Genomic DNA, 16,440 nt, shown 5'->3' with positions numbered 1-16,440 from the left:
AGTTTTGAATTCCTATAAATTTTCTTGAACCTGGCAATATATCTTGAAAACTCATTATTATTGTATTTATCATTGGAGAAATGAAAAAAAACAAAAATACAAGAATAAATGGCAATATGAATACATATGGTGCTGCTTTTTTATTGTATATAAATTTATTAATCATTGCTTAACTTCCTCCCATTACACCTTTAAATAGCATAGAGAAGCTATTTTTCTAGCTTTGCATTTTCTAAAACAGCTTCTCTGTATAAATTTATTAAATTATTTTAATTCATTTTCTACTTGTGCTTGTGCTTCATCTAATGCTTGTTTTACATCTTTTCCATCTTCAAATATACTATTAAGTGTAACCGTACACAAAATATTGTTTATAGCTGGAGACGCCTCAGTTGATTTAATTAATTTTATTTCATTTTTAATTTCATTTAATACATCAAAAGGATTGTTCTTGAAATATTTCACGAATTTATTGTTTGTATCATGAGTTACATCCTTTTTAGTCCATATATCAGTATTACATGGGTCAAACCCTAAGTTTTGCCATATTTTTATATTTCCTTCTTCTGAAAGTTTTGCATATGCTAAGAATTCCTTAGCAAGTTGTGCATTTTTAGCAGTCTTAGTAACAACTGTACCAGTACCGCCGCCACCTACAGAACGTGGCATACCTTTTTCTAATACTGGAACTGGAGCAAGAGCTATTTTACCTGCTAATTCTGGCATATAACTTACATATCTAGACATTTGCCAGAATGGCATAATTGCAACTGCATAATCACCTTTATTAAATGCAGCGTAAGCTTCGTCTTTATCAGGTTGTCCACCCGGAACAGTTCCTATAGCTTTAACCTCTTTTAACTCTTTTAATTTAGAAAGTCCTTTAACCATTGCCTCACTATTTAATTGTGGCTTACCACTTGCATCAGTAAAATCCGCACCTTGTTGTGCTAATAAAGCGTTAAGCTCCCAAGTAGCACCAGTATCAGCTGTACCTAAATATTTACCAGTTGCTTCATTATATTTTTGACCAGCTGCTTTAAAGTCATCCCATGTTACAATAGTCTTATAATCAATTCCTGCTTTTTCTAAAAGTTCTGTATTATAAAAGGCTATTGTAGCACCAACGTGGTAGTCAAAACCATATACATGGTTATCTTTACTATAAAGATCAAGACGTGATTTAACTATCTTATCCTTATATGGTCCAATTACATCATCAAATGTTTGTAGTTGAGGCTCTCCTTTTAAGAAATTAGGGAATTTTCCTACTTCTATATCACATATGTCAGGAGCACCTTGTCCTGATAATAATGCTGATTGTAATTTATTATGCATATCATCATAAGGAAGTACAGTAAACTTAATTTTTAATTGTTTATCTGGATTCTTGTCATTCCATGATTTTAGCATTTCTTCATAGAATTTTGCATGTAATTCAACAAATGTCCACATTTCCATTTCGTCTCCACTGCTGGTTTTTGTACTAGTTTCAGCAGTCTTACCAGAAGAATTACCTACACCGCTTCCACCACATCCAATTAGCATTGTAGCTGCAAGAGATGTTGTAACTGCAATTGCTCCAAGTTTTTTTAATATTTTTACACTTTTCATAATTATTCCCCTCCCATTATTTTCGTGAAGCTAATATATTAGTGAACATTATCCTTTTTATAAATGAAAATATCCTATATAAAGAATAATGACCAAAACAAATATAAATTAAATTTATACTTTTATCTTATTAATATCATTTCCTTACCATATTAAGAATTTTTAAAACAATTATATTAAAGTTTTCAACCATACTGCCATTTCGCCATGTTTACGATTCCCCCAATAGCAATACGGTACTGCCTTAAGTATAGTATCTTCGTAAATAGGTTTTTGAGTTCCATATAAGTTATCATCATTCCAATTCTTGTTTGAAATTCTTTTTCCTTGTAAAGTAACTACTGTTGTTCCTCCAAATAATTCTTCATTGTATTTTTCTACTGGAGAAACCAATGTATCAACAAATATTGCTGAAAGATTGTCCTTATTATCAGCTTCTTCTAAACAATATACTAATGGTCCTTTTGTAATTGCTACTTTTCCTGAATCTGCTCTTACAAGTGGATTTGCATATATAAATTTAGCAGTTGAATCAAATTTTATTTCTATTTTGTCGTTCTTAAATTTCCCTTTTATAATTGCATATCCCTTATCTATTTCAAATTTATAAGTTTGATCATTTAGAAAAACAGTATAATTTTCAGCATAAAATGGAATACGTAATGCTAGTATTATTTCTTTTTCCAATTCAGAAGTTAAATGAATATTTATGTTGTTATCATTTGGAAAATTAGTTTCCATCACTAAATTTACTTGTTTATCTTCAAACTCTACAATGGTTTCATTTGATATGAATAAATTAACATACAAACTATTATTATCAGCTAAATATATATATTGTCCTAAAGAAGCAAGAGTTCGTGCTATATTAGGAGGACAACATGCAACTCCAAACCATTTTTGACGGACTGGTTTTACATGTTCCTTTGAAGTTCTTTCAATACAAGATTCTGGCCAAACTTCTAATGGATTAACATAGAAAAATCCTTTTCCATCCATGGCAATTCCAGCCAAAACTGTATTATATAATGCTCTTTCTACAATATCCATGTAGCTAGCTTCTTTTGTTATTTTGGTCATTCTTAATCCAAAAAGTGCTAATCCAATTGATGCACACGTTTCAGAATAATTGATATCATTTGGCAAGTCATAATCTGTTGTAAATCTCTCTAATAATCCTGAAGACCCTATTCCACCTGTAATATACATACGCTTATTTACTATGTTATTCCAAAGTGTTTTACAAGCTTTAAGTAATTCCTTATCTTCATATTCATAAGATATATCTGCCATAGCGCAATACATATAAACAGCTCTAACAGCATGTCCTTCTGCAGTAGTTTGTTCTCTTACTGGCAAATGAGATTGTGAATATAATGGAGTATAATTTTTAAACTCCGGAAAAATCCGTTTGAATTTTTCTGTTTTTTCTTCTTCTAAAAAATAATTTGGTAATTTCCCTCTTTCATCTAAAAAATATTTTGCACTATCCAAATATTTTTTATTTTTTGTTACTTCATATAATTTTACTAATGCTAATTCAATTTCTTGGTGTCCTGGATATCCATGTATTTGATTCTCCTTTTCTCCAAAGGTATCACAAATTAAATCTGCAAATCGAATCATAATATTTAAAAATTTATCTTTTGCAGTTGCATCATAATAAGCAACTGCTGCTTCTATTAAATGTCCCGCTGTATATAATTCATGTCCTTCAGTTAAATTAGTCCATCTTAAATTTGGTTCTTTAATAGTAAAGTATGTATTTATATATCCATTTTTATCTTGAGCTCTTCCAATAAGATCAATTACGCTATCTGCTAAATTTTCTAATGCTTTATCCCTAGTTGTTGCTAATGTAAATGCAACTGCTTCAAGCCATTTCGCTACATCTGTATCTTGAAAAACTGCTCCACCAAACTCTCCTTCTTTTTCTCCTGCTGCGATTTTAAAATTATTTAAGCAATGACTGGGTTCAGCTCCTTCAATATTATCATTCAAACTATCCCACTGATATGGAATAATTACATCCTTAACAAGTTTTGTGTATTTAGTCCAAAAATTATCACCAATTTTTATATTTTTTAATGGTAATGAAGATAGTTTACTGCTACTTTTTAAATTCATTTCTATTTGCCTCCTTTTGTCCTAACACGTTTTGTAAAACGTTTTATTAAATTATTAAAATAATTAGTGATTTATTAAATATTAAACCATTCCTCCTAAAATATACATATACCTCACATTTTACTTAGACAACTAAATCTAGTTATATAATGGCATTAAAGCTTGTATGAAAATTAAAATTTGAGTTATTTTATAAGGGGCTAATTTTACTAAAAATCACTATTTGTTCTTATAAAATTTATTGTAAACAATTTCTATAATTTATTTATACTATAAAATTTCATTAAAATAAATAGTTATTTTGTTTTATATATTGAGATTATATTTATATTACTTTCATTTTCTTCTTAACTCTTCATATTTCTCAACTTTAAACTTTTATAAAACGTTTTTGTAAATCTATTTTATATATAGTTCTTAAATCTCTCTAAAATTCTATATTTTATAACCGTTTCTAATTTATTTAAGCACTTAAAATTAAACTAATTTCTTGTATTATTCATTTATTCTCATAACTATATAATTGCTATTTTTACTAAGTTCTTAAAATCAAGTGATTAATTAAACAATAAAATTAACTTAGTTTTCAGTATTAATTTAATACCAAAACATTATCAGATAAGTAAAATAAAATTTTCCTACCCATAATCATATAATCGTATTTTAATTCAAAAAAAGGTATAGTTATTACTCTCTATACCTTATCAATTATATTTTTATAAATTGATTTTCTTTCTATAAACTTACAGTCTATTTTATAAATTTCAGGATTAACCTCTTTATGTGGCTGAGTTATCATATCAATCAACAGTTTTGCAGATTGCCTGCCAATTTCAAACAACGGCAACTCGATGGTTGAAAGAGAAGGATTATATGCTTTACTAACTTCTCGATTATCAAAACCAACAATTGCTATATCTGTTCCAATTTTATGTTCTTTCTCATAAAAAAAGTCATAAACTCCCCCGGCCATTAAATCATTCATAGCAAAAATAGCTGTTACATTTTGTTCAAAAAATATTTCACTTGCTTCATATCCAGATTTTCTCGACCAATCTCCTTGTTGTATGAACTGAGGATTAAATAAAATCTTATTATCATACAACGCACGTTGATATCCAATTAGTCTTTGCTGTGCGTGTATACTTTGTTGCGCTCCATATATCACCCCAATATTCTGATGTCCTGCTTCAATAAGTTTACATGTTGCTTCATAAGCTCCTTGTTCATCATTAAATATTACTGATGAAAATTCTTTATCATTATCAAAACCATATGCTATTACAATTGGAATTGAAAAATTGCTTGGAATACATTCTAAATTTCTGCTGTGACATCCCACATATATTATACCTTCTACTTGCTTCGATTCCATCATTTTAAATTCATCTACTACTCTACCATAGTATTTATCGGAATGATAAAATTTCTCATCATATTTTTTATATAATCTTAGATTTCCAAGGACAAATTCATAATTATGTTCATCGCAATATTCATTAATACCATCAACAATATCCGGAGTATTAAATACTGTTAAATCTTCCGTTATTATGCCTATTGTTCTATTATTCTTTTGTTTTAAATTTTTTGCAATAACATTAGGTCTATAATCCAATTTCTTTATGGTTTCTAAAACTCTTTTTCGAGTCTCTTCTCCAGCTCCAGGCTTACCATTTATAATATTTGATACCGTAGCAATTGACACACCGCTCTCTTTTGCAATTTCTTTTATATTTGCCATTAATATCACCAGCTTAAACGTTTTTTATTTAATTTTAACAAATAAATTTGTCTTATACAACCAAAGTTCCCCTTTATTCTAAAAATTTTCGATTGTTAATGCTATCAACATTTCCAACTCCAAAAATTTTATACTTTCTATACATAAAAAGTATCCTATAAGATGATACAGACTTTTTTCCATATCTATCTTATTAGGATACAGTTCACTTCATTAATTATTTTCTATTTTCTGATTGTTTAAATTGGATTGATTACAAATTAATTAGCGTATCCATGCTCCATTAGTACCTAAATAATATCCATCAACATATTCATTTTGTGCCATAGCACCATTACTCTTTAAATAATACCAATTACTATCTGTATCTTCAATCCATCCTGTAGACATCGCTCCAGAATCTTTTAAATAATACCAGGTTCCACTAGTGTCTTTAATCCATTTAGTATTCATCTTACCTTCATTTGATAGATTATACCATGTACCATTATCATTATACCAACCATTAACCAACTGACCGTCAGCTTTAACAAAATACCATACATCACTAACTTTATTCCAGCCTGTTTGTACAATAATACCTAATACATTACTATCTGATACAATATAAGGAGTTGTATTTTTTGCTTCAAATAAAATATTATCAGCAACTATTTGCGAATCTACCAGCATATATGCTTTTAATTCTTCTAAATATACATAAACTTTTGTGTTTTCACTTGCTTTTACTGAGATCATATCTGAAACATTTGTCGTTATAATGTTAGCTTTCGTACCATTAATATATACAACTGTAGATATGGCACTTTCTCCATTTTGAGTTTTTAACATTTCAATAGCTTTAACTTCTACATTCATAGACTTAATTGCATTATCTGCTAAATTTTTCGCAATAATATTTAAGTTTGAATTTATAGTAGTTGGAGTTTCTACATTTAAAGAACTATTACTTGTTGCACTTGAACTATGTTTTGAACCTGAGTTACTTTTACGTTTTCTTTCATCTATTGCTAATTTTAAAACTGCTTTTGCATCATCTACTTCTGTTTGTGTTGCATCTGCATTTTCAAGTACATTAAATGCTTTCTTTAATGCACTCACAAAATTATTCCAGCTTTTTGATGTATAGCTCCCTTTAATATCATTTTTATGTGAATCATATAGTTCTTGTAATTCAACTTTAACAGCTGATCCTGTTGTTACGTCTGGTTTATTATCTTTTATCTCCTCTAATCCATTTACTGCATCTTCTAAATTCTTTTCAGCATCATTAACCTCTTTAGTTGTTGAACTGAAATTGTCTAGTACTGTCTTTGCATTATTTAATTCAATCGTAAATTTGCTCCAGCTTTGTTCTGTATACTTTCCTTGAATATCAAATTTATGTTTATTATACAATTCTTGTAATTTACTTTTATTTGCTATTTCTACTGTTTTCTCCCCAGTAACTTTCCACTCAACAAGACCAACACCATTACTATCCGTTACTGATTTTATCATTGTTACTCTAAATGCTTTTGTCGTAACCTTATCAAAAGTTGTAACATTATATTTATCTAGTTCTACACCTAAACCTTTTGGATTAGATACTGGAGTCCAGTTACCTTTATCATCTTGATATTCATATTTACAAGAAGCTGGTGCTAAAATTCCACCACCATCACTCCAGTAATAAATTTCTGTGCTTGAAATATCTTTATTTCTCGTCCACTTATAAGTTACCATTTCATATTCAGATTCATTTCCCCAGGTTCCATAATGTGCAATACCATCTGCTCTAGAATCTGTAGCTTCTATCCCATCATTAACAGCCTCTAATTTTTCCCAGGAAGAAACAAAACTTGTTGTTACATTTGCTAAATAAGCAATATTATTATCTTTTGGTACTAAATTATTTATTACATTATTAATTTTTTCAGCTGCTAAATCTACTTCTTCTTGTGATGCTACTGAATCATCCACAACTTGACTCGCCTCTTTTACAGCTAGTATTAAATCTTCATATCCACTTTCAACAAAGGTTTCCTTGATTGCATTTGCATTACTAATTGCTGCATTTAAAGATTTTTTACTTACAATTTCTTGATTAGAATAACCATATACTTGCCATTCTATTACACCACATCCAACTGCTGATGGTTTCATATTCATACGAATTGCTGTTGCAACAACTGGACTAAACGTTGTATTATTATACTTATCTTTTTCTAAGCCTAATCCAACTACACTTTCAAGTTTTTTCCAATCACCTTTTTCATCTTTGTAATCATAAGATGCACTAGCTGGCATAAAATTTCCGCCTGGATCTTTAAAGTAATAAGCATCAGTTTCTGTAATAACAACTGGTTCGTCCCAATCATATTCTATCCATGCAGGCCCACCTTGGTCTCCTCTCCAGTTATGCCACACACCATGACTTGTATCAGCAGAATTTTCAGGTTCATAGCCATCATTTAATCCTTTTACACCACCTAAATCATCTACAGTATTAATAATTCCACTTGGAGTAGCAATACTTGCAACATTTTGTGCTTCACCTTTCACAACATGAATAGTTAATTTAACTTTTTCTGTAACACCTTCCACACTACCTTCTACAACAAAAGTACCAACTTTTTCATAACTTTTTGAATCAATTGAATCCCATGATACATTTGACATTTTATAGATACCATTTGAATAAAGTACCTTAACTTGTTTTGGCAAAATTGGTGCTTCTCCTACCTTCGCAACAATATTTGATGCTTCTGCCGAAATTGGATTACTACCTTCTGTACTTCCGTAAGCAGTACCTATTTCTTCACTTGTCATTGCTTTAGATTTTACTGTAAAGTTATCAATCAAGCCGTTAAAAAATGCTCCGGCTTTATTATCTCCACGTCCAATAAAGTTTCTTTGTATATCATCTAAATCAGATAATTTAATACAATTGTCAACTTTTCCTACTTTTACGCCATCTAAATAGAAAATAGCAGTATTCCTATTTGTTTCTGAATCATTACCTATGGTTATTGATATATTTTTCCAATAGCCTACTCCTACATTTATATTTGAAGATATCTCTTTAGTCTCTTTAGTTACGGCATCTGTGATCCCCATAGCTAATTCATTACCGTTAATTACAGAAGCATAAATAGATTTTCCTTCTGCATCTCTAAATTCAAATATTCTAGCATCGCTGCCTTGTGATGCTGATAAATTAATATCAGCTGAAATAGTAGTTTCATCTATGTGCTTTGTTATGTCGGCTGGCACTCTTATATATCCGCAATAAGAGCCGCTTAATGATAATGATTGTCCTACTTTTCCTGCTACAAATACCGGATTACTAATTCTTTCTGCTGTATAGCCTTTACCTTCACTATCTGCACTTAGTAACTTTCTATACTCTTCTCTATTTGTCTTATCTAAATTTACATTGTCAAAAGTATATAATGCTAAAGTTTCTGGAAGTGCCACATCATCCACAACTGTAATCTTAATCGTATCAGAATTATCTAATTCTCCATCTGATACCGTAAGTTTGAATGTATAATCTCCAACTTTATTAAACTTAATATCAGAAATTAATTTATCAGTATTTTTAATTTCAGGCACAGCACCATCTGGAACACTCTCTATTGTCCATTTGCTAGTTAGTTTCATATTGGGTTGTCCATCATCAACTACAGAACCTTCTAAACGGATTTCTTTAGACAATTCAATCGTTTTATCTTCTCCTGCATCTACAACTGGTGCTGCATTAGGTAACGCTGCTCCAGATTTAATCACAACCTCCGCACCATTACCTGATGGCATTGGAATAGTTGTTGTTACAGCAGTACCATCAGTTTTAAAGCTCCCTACCACACTGCCATTTACAGAAACTTGATACGAACCTGCTTTTAATCCAGTTAATTCAATTTCTGAATTGTGTTCTGTTCCTTCCAAATTCTTCATTGTTAATTTTATCGAATCACTATTTTTGCCAACTACAGCATTAGAATATTGATCACGATCTAAATTAATATATAATTTTTCATTAATAAAATTTAATCTTGTATAAAGACCATCTAATGGCGTTACATTATAAGCTCCTCTATCATCTGTTACATCACATCCATATCCGAATAATCCAAAAACAGGATCTGTTGCAACGTCAGAAGATATAATATGCAACGCACCAAATAACCCAGTATCTGCTTCTCCTGACATTTGACGCCAGCCATTATGGATGTTTCCACCTCCATTTCCTTGTCCACCATTGTTTCCCAATTCTGCTTGATAAGTCCATCCTACTGTACCTATATTAGATGAATCTGCATCAATTTGACCCGAGTTAATAGCAGTTAAATTAGCTAACTTAGCTGCGTAATTGGTACGAGAAGCTAACGCTCTATCTGCAGCATCCATACCATTATCTTGCAATCTTAACCAATCATCCATAGTATAACCTATAAGTGAAGCAGAATATTGAAAATTCCACCAATTTTCACCGCAAATAGTAGTTGGATTAGCATAATGATACCAAATTGGCTGCAAACCACGAGCAGCTCTTGTCTTCAAATTAATCTTATCCATCATATCTTTGTTATTTTGCAATTTAGCCAATACATAAACAGCTTCTTCACCTGTATTATCATAGCTATATTCAGAACCATATGGGTATTTTTGTTCGCTAAATTTTACATATTTTTTATCCATAATATCGAGAATATCTTGAGCTTCTTTATAGAAACCTTCTTTTTCTAATGCCTCTATAATATCTGGAGTGGTAGATTCACCCATTAATCCTGTATCCCAGTTATATGAAATACCATCACCATAAAGTGCTTTTAAAACATTATATGTTCTTAGCAGATAGGTTTCCTTCTTTTCTTTATAGTTAATCATATCTGGATACTTACTCGCTACCTTATACATAGAAAAATAAGTATTATAAACATGTGGATATGCGTAACCTCTATAAATACCTTGTCCAGTGTTGTTTGGTTCATTATCTAACCAGTCGTTTACTCTATAATCTTCATGATGTTCTCTCATAAGACCGTTCCAAATTGCAGTATCCAAATAATCATCAACTGCCTGAATTTGCTCTTTTACTGGCAAATAAACATTCTTTTCAGCTAAATATTCACCATGAGTAAATCCCCAGTCATCTCCCCAGCCCATGTATCCGCTATATACTCCACGAAGATTTTTAGTATCCATCATCCAGTCATCAAATATTTTATCTTGAATCTTACCTGGTGCATCTACTTGTGTTTTGTTAGTTACAAAATCTGCATGAAGATTTAATGCATCTTCCGCTTTATCCATGGCATAAAATTGTAATGTGGTTACTTTTTCTTTCCCCGAATCATCTAAATAGTGAATCAAAACATTATTAGCACCTAGATCAGTTAATTTAAGATTAAATATATGATATTTCTCTCCATTCACAGTCTCAGTTTTATCATACGAAACATTGGTTCCTTCCGACTTAGTACATGGTTGTTTATTAGAAATAGAATTTTGAAGGCCTTCATAAAGATGTGTTTCATGAGGGCATTTCACTTCAATCTTTGTAATATTACTGCTAGTAGCATTACTATTATCATAATCGTACTTAGTATGAAGATAGAATTTCGCAGGCATATCTTTAGAAAATACCATACCCGGAACTGCTACTGCGTCAATAATTCCGCTATTATAAAGTTGACTTCTCATTACTTTTTCATTTTCTACTGGTGTAAAATCAAATGAATATTCCTTACTCTCACCAGGTGCTAAAGTTAATTCTGTATTTGGAAGGTAACTACTACCTGTTGATTTAATTACATTCGAATGAATATAGAATACATTTAATCCATTTGCCCATCCACCTGTATCTTGTGCCCACTTAGAGCCTTGATGACCATTATTTTCTCTCCAATGATCTTGATATTCTAATTTTGCACCTGTAGATACATCAGGTTCAAACAATAAAAATTTTCCTTGACCACTTGGTCTAGTCGCATAAATATAAGAAGAATCCTGACCAACGAAAGAGTGATCAATTACTCTAGTCTCATAAAGCAATTCGCCGTCATATTCAGATGTAAAATATTCATTAAAAGTCATTGGAATACCAAAATCTCCAAATGTGAGGTTCTTATTCGAATCTGGATTGGTTACTTTCATTGACCACTTAAGATGATTGTCAACTAGTTCATATGTCTCTACCAATTCAAAATCTTTAATACCTTTATTGGCACTTTCATTTTTATAAGTTACTGTTATATTATTTCCATTCTTAGTAATCGTTCTAGCTCCGCTAGTTTTTGGAGAAGCACTAGTCATAGCCTCAGACCAAGCACTATCACCATCTTTTTTTGTTTTAAACATCAATTCCCCCATCCATTGATGTTCTTCTGACTTACCTTGTTCCTTTGCATTTTGTCCATTTAATACATAGTTTGTATCAAATTCATCATTGGCAATTTTCAAGCTATTAATTTCTCCATATTCACCAATTTTGACATTGAAGTATCCATTACTCAATGTATTCTCATTAGCAGCAGCCAATGCAACTAAATTCATCGAAGGCATCATGGCAATTACAGAAGCAAATATTAACGTTTTAGCAATCACTTTATAAAATTTGCATTTTTTTTGGTTATACATTTTTATCCTCCATCCATTTATTTTTATTTATATTTATATAAAAATAGCATTTAATTACATTGCAATAAAAAGTATATTTTAAACAAAATAGGGGTTTATGTAGCATTAGTTTTTTGTAACCGTATACTTTTTTAGTATTTTGTGCTTAACTGCTATTCTTTTAACTGAAATATAGTATGTTGAGATATTAATACTTAAATAAAATTAATTTATTACTAGCTATTTGAGACATATTCATGTAGAAATTAATTTCTTTATAAATTTTACCGATGCTTGTACAAGTTATTTAGTGCCTTAATTACAAATTGCATATATTATTTTTCTAACCGCATAATTAAATTAATAAATATATTGCAACTATCTTTTCAGCCTTTATAAAACGTTTTATATGAAAGCAAAAAAATAAGAATTTCTTAATAATATATTATTTTTTACTTTACCAGTTATTTTCCCTCTATTTATACAAAATTTCTATTTAATATTAAAAATCAGTTTCTGTAAACGTTGTCTGAAATAATTTTAATTAGTTATCATAATTTTTCTAATACATATTATATACAATATTATTCTTTGAAAGTAAATTTTCATATTAAGGCATTTTAAGCAGTTCTGAATAAAAAAACCATTTTTTTCTCTATTATGCTTTAAATTATTCAATTTTATAAAACGTTTTATAAAATATAAAATCTAATTTGAGATGATATACAAAATATGATTTTATTATAGTTATTACACCTTATCTACAAACCTTATCAATAAACTAAAAATTTTATAGTATTTTAAGATATCTAGTTTATTGCTTCTCCCATGCTATTACGCAAGTTTTTATTTAATGCTGGCGGCAGTGATTCTTCTACAAGTTTTTGATAACATCTTTATATTTAGAAATCTCTTTCCCCTAAACGAACTACACTGCCATAGTTATCTTCAATTATTTGGATTTCCACATGTCTTTTATATTTTAAATACACCATACAATTTCTAAAATAGTTTTCTGCTTCTTTTTGAGCCGTTTCAATAGAAGACACTAATTCAGCTTCTGAGTTAATATTCCATCTTTATAAACTCTATGTTTAGGAATATCCTTAGCAATATCGGTTTCTTCTGCAATATAATTAAGACTTCTGCTGCCAACATCACTAACCTCCAATATAGGACAAGATTTTGGGTTTCTTTGAGTAAATAATAAGAAATCATAAGCAAAATCCTTTGGCAAAATAACTAAATCAGCTTGTGCATATCCAGCACACATACCTGATGTTGTTTTTGTAATTTTACCTTCACGTATTAACCTTCGAACTTCTTTAGGTTCCATTTTTGAATAATCCATTTTTTATTCCTCCTTTCATTTAACTTTCAACATAAGGATTAACCTTCACTTTTCATTATTTTCCTTTTTTACATCACCTTTTGGTAATATCCAATTTAATAACCTTATTAGGCCAAGTTTGACATATTTTTTCTAATTTAATAGCATACGATACACATTCTCTCATTAAATTTTCTCTCAAATTAAATATTACTAATTTTTCTTGATTCATATTATTCCTCCTATTCTGGTTTTGTTTCTCCTATAAATTCATTTAATAATGCGTTCTGTAATTTTTTTACAAGTTCTGGTGCCTTTCCTCCTACAGTCTTTCCATCTATTTCTGAAGTAGTCATACAAAATTGACCTGAACTAGTAACTATAACTTCATCTGCTTCCATTAATTCCTTTAATGTAAATGGTGTTTCATCTACAGGAATATTAAATGATTTACACATTTTAATTAAATGTGCTCTTGCAATGCCAGGTAGTATTAGATTATCTGTTGGTGCAGTTTTCAAGATACCATCTTTTATAATTGATACATTGCTATGTGCACATTCAGTTACTCTATCTCCTCTATGGAATATAGCTTCTTGACATCCTGCTTCTTCAGTTTTTTGCGCCGCTATTACACTTGGTAATAAATTTAACGTTTTAATATTGCAATGTAAAAATCTGGTATCTTCTAAAGTAATTAACTTTAATTTTTGTGACATATCCTTAATATTTAACGGCTTTAACATAATCCATAGATTTGCTTTAACCTCATCTGCCGGAAATGCATGATTACGAATACCAGTTCCTCTTGTAATCTGCCAATATACAAATTGTTCTCCTGAATCAACTTTCTTTACCATATCATTAAGAATTTTCTTTAATTGTTCCTTTGTATAAGGAATCTTTATTCCAAGTAGTCTAGCACTGTTATAAAATCTTTCAATATGTTCGTCCAATGCAAAAATTATATGATTTCTACTATAAGTAGCATCGTATACTCCATCGCCAAAATAACATACACGATCAAGCATAGGTACCATCATTTTATCTAATAATCCAAACTTTCCATTGTAATATCCTAAATTCTCCATCTTAATTCCCCCAAAATTTTGTAATAAAAAAACTAGATATATTTTAGACTTTTGTAAAAACTGACTTCGCTGTCTGAAATGTATCTAGTTAAAATACAAATTATTTTTTATAACAATATCTTATAATCTCCAGAAATATTTTTCAATATTTTTAAAAATTATAATATTTTTTATTGAAATTCATACCTTTAACAATATTTTTTTCTGTTTTTACCACACGTTTTATAAAAAATCCGAAAATTTTTCATATTGAATTGCCATTGCTATATTTTACTCAATTTTCTCACAATTCTTTATATTAGTAAAACTTACATTTATGATACCATATACGCCAGTCTTATTCTTTTTACAATAATTTTAACGTTAAAAATTTATTAAGCATCATTTCAAAAATATGGATGAAATTTTTATGATAATATAATTATTTTGTTAAAAAGCTTATTTAGGAGAATAAATTCCGGCTGTGAGTTATAAACTATTAACCATAATCATAATTTTTTGATTTTAGTTTTTAACTAATAGCTAACTATTAATTATTAACTATATTTAAAATTGTTACATAGTCTTTTAACTTTATATTTCATGATTATTTTGTAATAATCTATAGTAAATTGTGATATAATTTTACTATATAAAGGAGGGGTATTATATGGACAAATTTGTAATTGCAATAACAAGAACTTGTGGAAGTGGTGGAACAACAATTGGTAAAATGCTTTCTAATGATTTGAGAATAAATATGTATGATAAAGAATTATTACGCTTGGCATCAGATGATAGCGGAATAAATGAAGCTCTATTTGCTAATGCAGATGAAGATGTGAAAAACAGCTTATTATATAAAGTCTCAAAACATATATATAATGGTGAATTAATTCCCCCTGAAAGTGGAGATTTTATTTCTGATGATAACTTATTTAATTATCAAGCCAAGATACTACGTGAACTTTCAGAAAGAGAATCTTATGTTGTAATTGGACGTTGTGCTGATTACATTTTAAGAGACAATCCAAACGTATTTAAAATATTTATCCATGCCTCTAATGAATATTGTATTCAACATGAAATGGACATTCTTGGTGCTTCTGAAAAAGAAGCAATTAAAAATATTAAGAAATTAGATAAATATAGAAGTGATTATTACTATTATCACACAGGTAAAAAGTGGGAAGATGTTAAAAATTATGATTTATCCCTTGATACCAGCAAATTAGGTTTTGAAAAATGTGTTAAATATATTAAAGAATATATTAAACTCCGAATGGATTCATAAATTTATGAATTTGTATTTATTTATAAATTAAAACATGCCTGAAATTTTAGGCATGTTTTTTATTCATCCATATCTGGTATAACACAAAATATATTTTTTACATCTTTTAAAACAAAATGGGTTTTTGTTGCTGATACACCTTCCAAACTCTTTATTCCACGATGAATTTTTTCAAGCTGATCAGATGATTTACAAAATATTTTAATTATAAAATCAAAATCTCCAGTTAAATAATAACATGAAACAATATTATTATTGTTTTTAATAGCAGTAGTAAAAGAATCATAAAATTTGGGATGTTCAAGACTCACTTCCATTAATGCCGTCATATCATTGCCTAATTTTTTTTGATCTACAATAATAGTATAATTTTTAATCACTTTATTTTTTTCCATTTTACGTATACGCTCAAGAACTGCAGACACTGATAAATGAATTTCTTTACTTATATCAGATGCTTTATTTCTTGCATTTAACTTTAGGCATTTTAATATTCCATAATCCATTTTATCCATAAGAAATCTCCAATTGCGATTTTAATATACAATTATTATAATCTCTACAGTAAAAAAAGTTCATAATCTTAGTCTATATACGAAATTATCAACCTAAATTAGTTAAAATATTTTATATAAACTTTAATTAATTTATTATATAT

At 29.2% G+C, this 16,440-nt stretch carries 9 protein-coding genes and 1 pseudogene; 1 reads left to right on the top strand and 9 read right to left on the bottom strand.

Annotated elements, in window-relative coordinates:
- Positions 1-264: 264 nt before the first annotated feature.
- The 8 genes and pseudogenes from CLPUN_RS26360 to CLPUN_RS26330 form a co-directional block, all read right to left on the bottom strand.
- Entirely contained in the window at positions 265-1,614 is a 1,350-nt protein-coding gene (locus CLPUN_RS26360) for an ABC transporter substrate-binding protein (protein ID WP_077850158.1), read from the bottom strand.
- A 171-nt stretch (positions 1,615-1,785) separates the two neighbouring features.
- On the bottom strand, positions 1,786-3,741 hold the full coding sequence (locus tag CLPUN_RS26355; protein WP_077850157.1) for a glycoside hydrolase family 127 protein: 1,956 nt from the start codon (positions 3,739-3,741) through the stop codon (positions 1,786-1,788).
- A 694-nt stretch (positions 3,742-4,435) separates the two neighbouring features.
- The gene (locus CLPUN_RS26350) at positions 4,436-5,485 is read right to left on the bottom strand and encodes a LacI family DNA-binding transcriptional regulator (RefSeq protein WP_077850156.1); all 1,050 of its coding nucleotides are present in this window, start codon (positions 5,483-5,485) and stop codon (positions 4,436-4,438) included.
- A gap of 264 nt (positions 5,486-5,749) precedes the next feature.
- Entirely contained in the window at positions 5,750-12,109 is a 6,360-nt protein-coding gene (locus CLPUN_RS26345; protein WP_077850155.1) for a DUF5695 domain-containing protein, read from the bottom strand.
- An 881-nt stretch (positions 12,110-12,990) separates the two neighbouring features.
- Positions 12,991-13,137: an ATP-binding protein gene (locus CLPUN_RS29050; protein ID WP_242954260.1), complete on the bottom strand. Its 147-nt coding sequence runs from the start codon at positions 13,135-13,137 to the stop codon at positions 12,991-12,993.
- Positions 13,138-13,151: 14 nt separating this feature from the next.
- A pseudogene (locus tag CLPUN_RS26335) lies at positions 13,152-13,439 on the bottom strand (putative hydro-lyase); the annotation flags it as partial.
- Between the two features lie 73 nt (positions 13,440-13,512).
- The gene (locus CLPUN_RS27890) at positions 13,513-13,650 is read right to left on the bottom strand and encodes a hypothetical protein (protein WP_158078847.1); all 138 of its coding nucleotides are present in this window, start codon (positions 13,648-13,650) and stop codon (positions 13,513-13,515) included.
- A gap of 10 nt (positions 13,651-13,660) precedes the next feature.
- Positions 13,661-14,509, bottom strand: coding sequence for a D-amino acid aminotransferase (locus CLPUN_RS26330; protein ID WP_077850154.1), 849 nt, complete (start codon positions 14,507-14,509; stop codon positions 13,661-13,663).
- A 649-nt stretch (positions 14,510-15,158) separates the two neighbouring features.
- Here CLPUN_RS26330 and CLPUN_RS26325 point away from each other — a divergent pair.
- Entirely contained in the window at positions 15,159-15,782 is a 624-nt protein-coding gene (locus CLPUN_RS26325; RefSeq protein ID WP_077850153.1) for a cytidylate kinase-like family protein, read from the top strand.
- 59 nt (positions 15,783-15,841) lie between these two features.
- On the opposite strand, the gene CLPUN_RS26320 is transcribed toward CLPUN_RS26325, so the two are convergent.
- Positions 15,842-16,297 (bottom strand): Lrp/AsnC family transcriptional regulator, encoded by a 456-nt coding sequence (locus CLPUN_RS26320; RefSeq protein ID WP_077850152.1) that lies wholly within the window; start codon positions 16,295-16,297, stop codon positions 15,842-15,844.
- Between the last annotated feature and the right edge of the window lie 143 nt (positions 16,298-16,440).

The organism is Clostridium puniceum (assembly GCF_002006345.1).
In the GTDB taxonomy this organism is placed as follows: Bacteria; Bacillota; Clostridia; order Clostridiales; family Clostridiaceae; genus Clostridium; species Clostridium puniceum.
The sequence above is the reverse complement of the archived record's forward strand: the minus strand, read 5'-3'. Positions and strand labels throughout refer to the sequence as shown.

What these genes read in the sequence shown, in the direction of transcription:
- CLPUN_RS26355 (WP_077850157.1), bottom strand. Translation starts at nt 3,741, where the DNA reads ATGAATTTAAAAAGTAGCAGTAAACTATCTTCATTACCATTAAAAAAT.
- CLPUN_RS27890 (WP_158078847.1), bottom strand. Translation starts at nt 13,650, where the DNA reads ATGAATCAAGAAAAATTAGTAATATTTAATTTGAGAGAAAATTTAATG.
- CLPUN_RS26325 (WP_077850153.1), top strand. Translation starts at nt 15,159, where the DNA reads ATGGACAAATTTGTAATTGCAATAACAAGAACTTGTGGAAGTGGTGGA.
- CLPUN_RS26320 (WP_077850152.1), bottom strand. Translation starts at nt 16,297, where the DNA reads ATGGATAAAATGGATTATGGAATATTAAAATGCCTAAAGTTAAATGCA.
- CLPUN_RS26345 (WP_077850155.1), bottom strand. Translation starts at nt 12,109, where the DNA reads ATGTATAACCAAAAAAAATGCAAATTTTATAAAGTGATTGCTAAAACG.
- CLPUN_RS26330 (WP_077850154.1), bottom strand. Translation starts at nt 14,509, where the DNA reads ATGGAGAATTTAGGATATTACAATGGAAAGTTTGGATTATTAGATAAA.
- CLPUN_RS26360 (WP_077850158.1), bottom strand. Translation starts at nt 1,614, where the DNA reads ATGAAAAGTGTAAAAATATTAAAAAAACTTGGAGCAATTGCAGTTACA.
- CLPUN_RS26350 (WP_077850156.1), bottom strand. Translation starts at nt 5,485, where the DNA reads ATGGCAAATATAAAAGAAATTGCAAAAGAGAGCGGTGTGTCAATTGCT.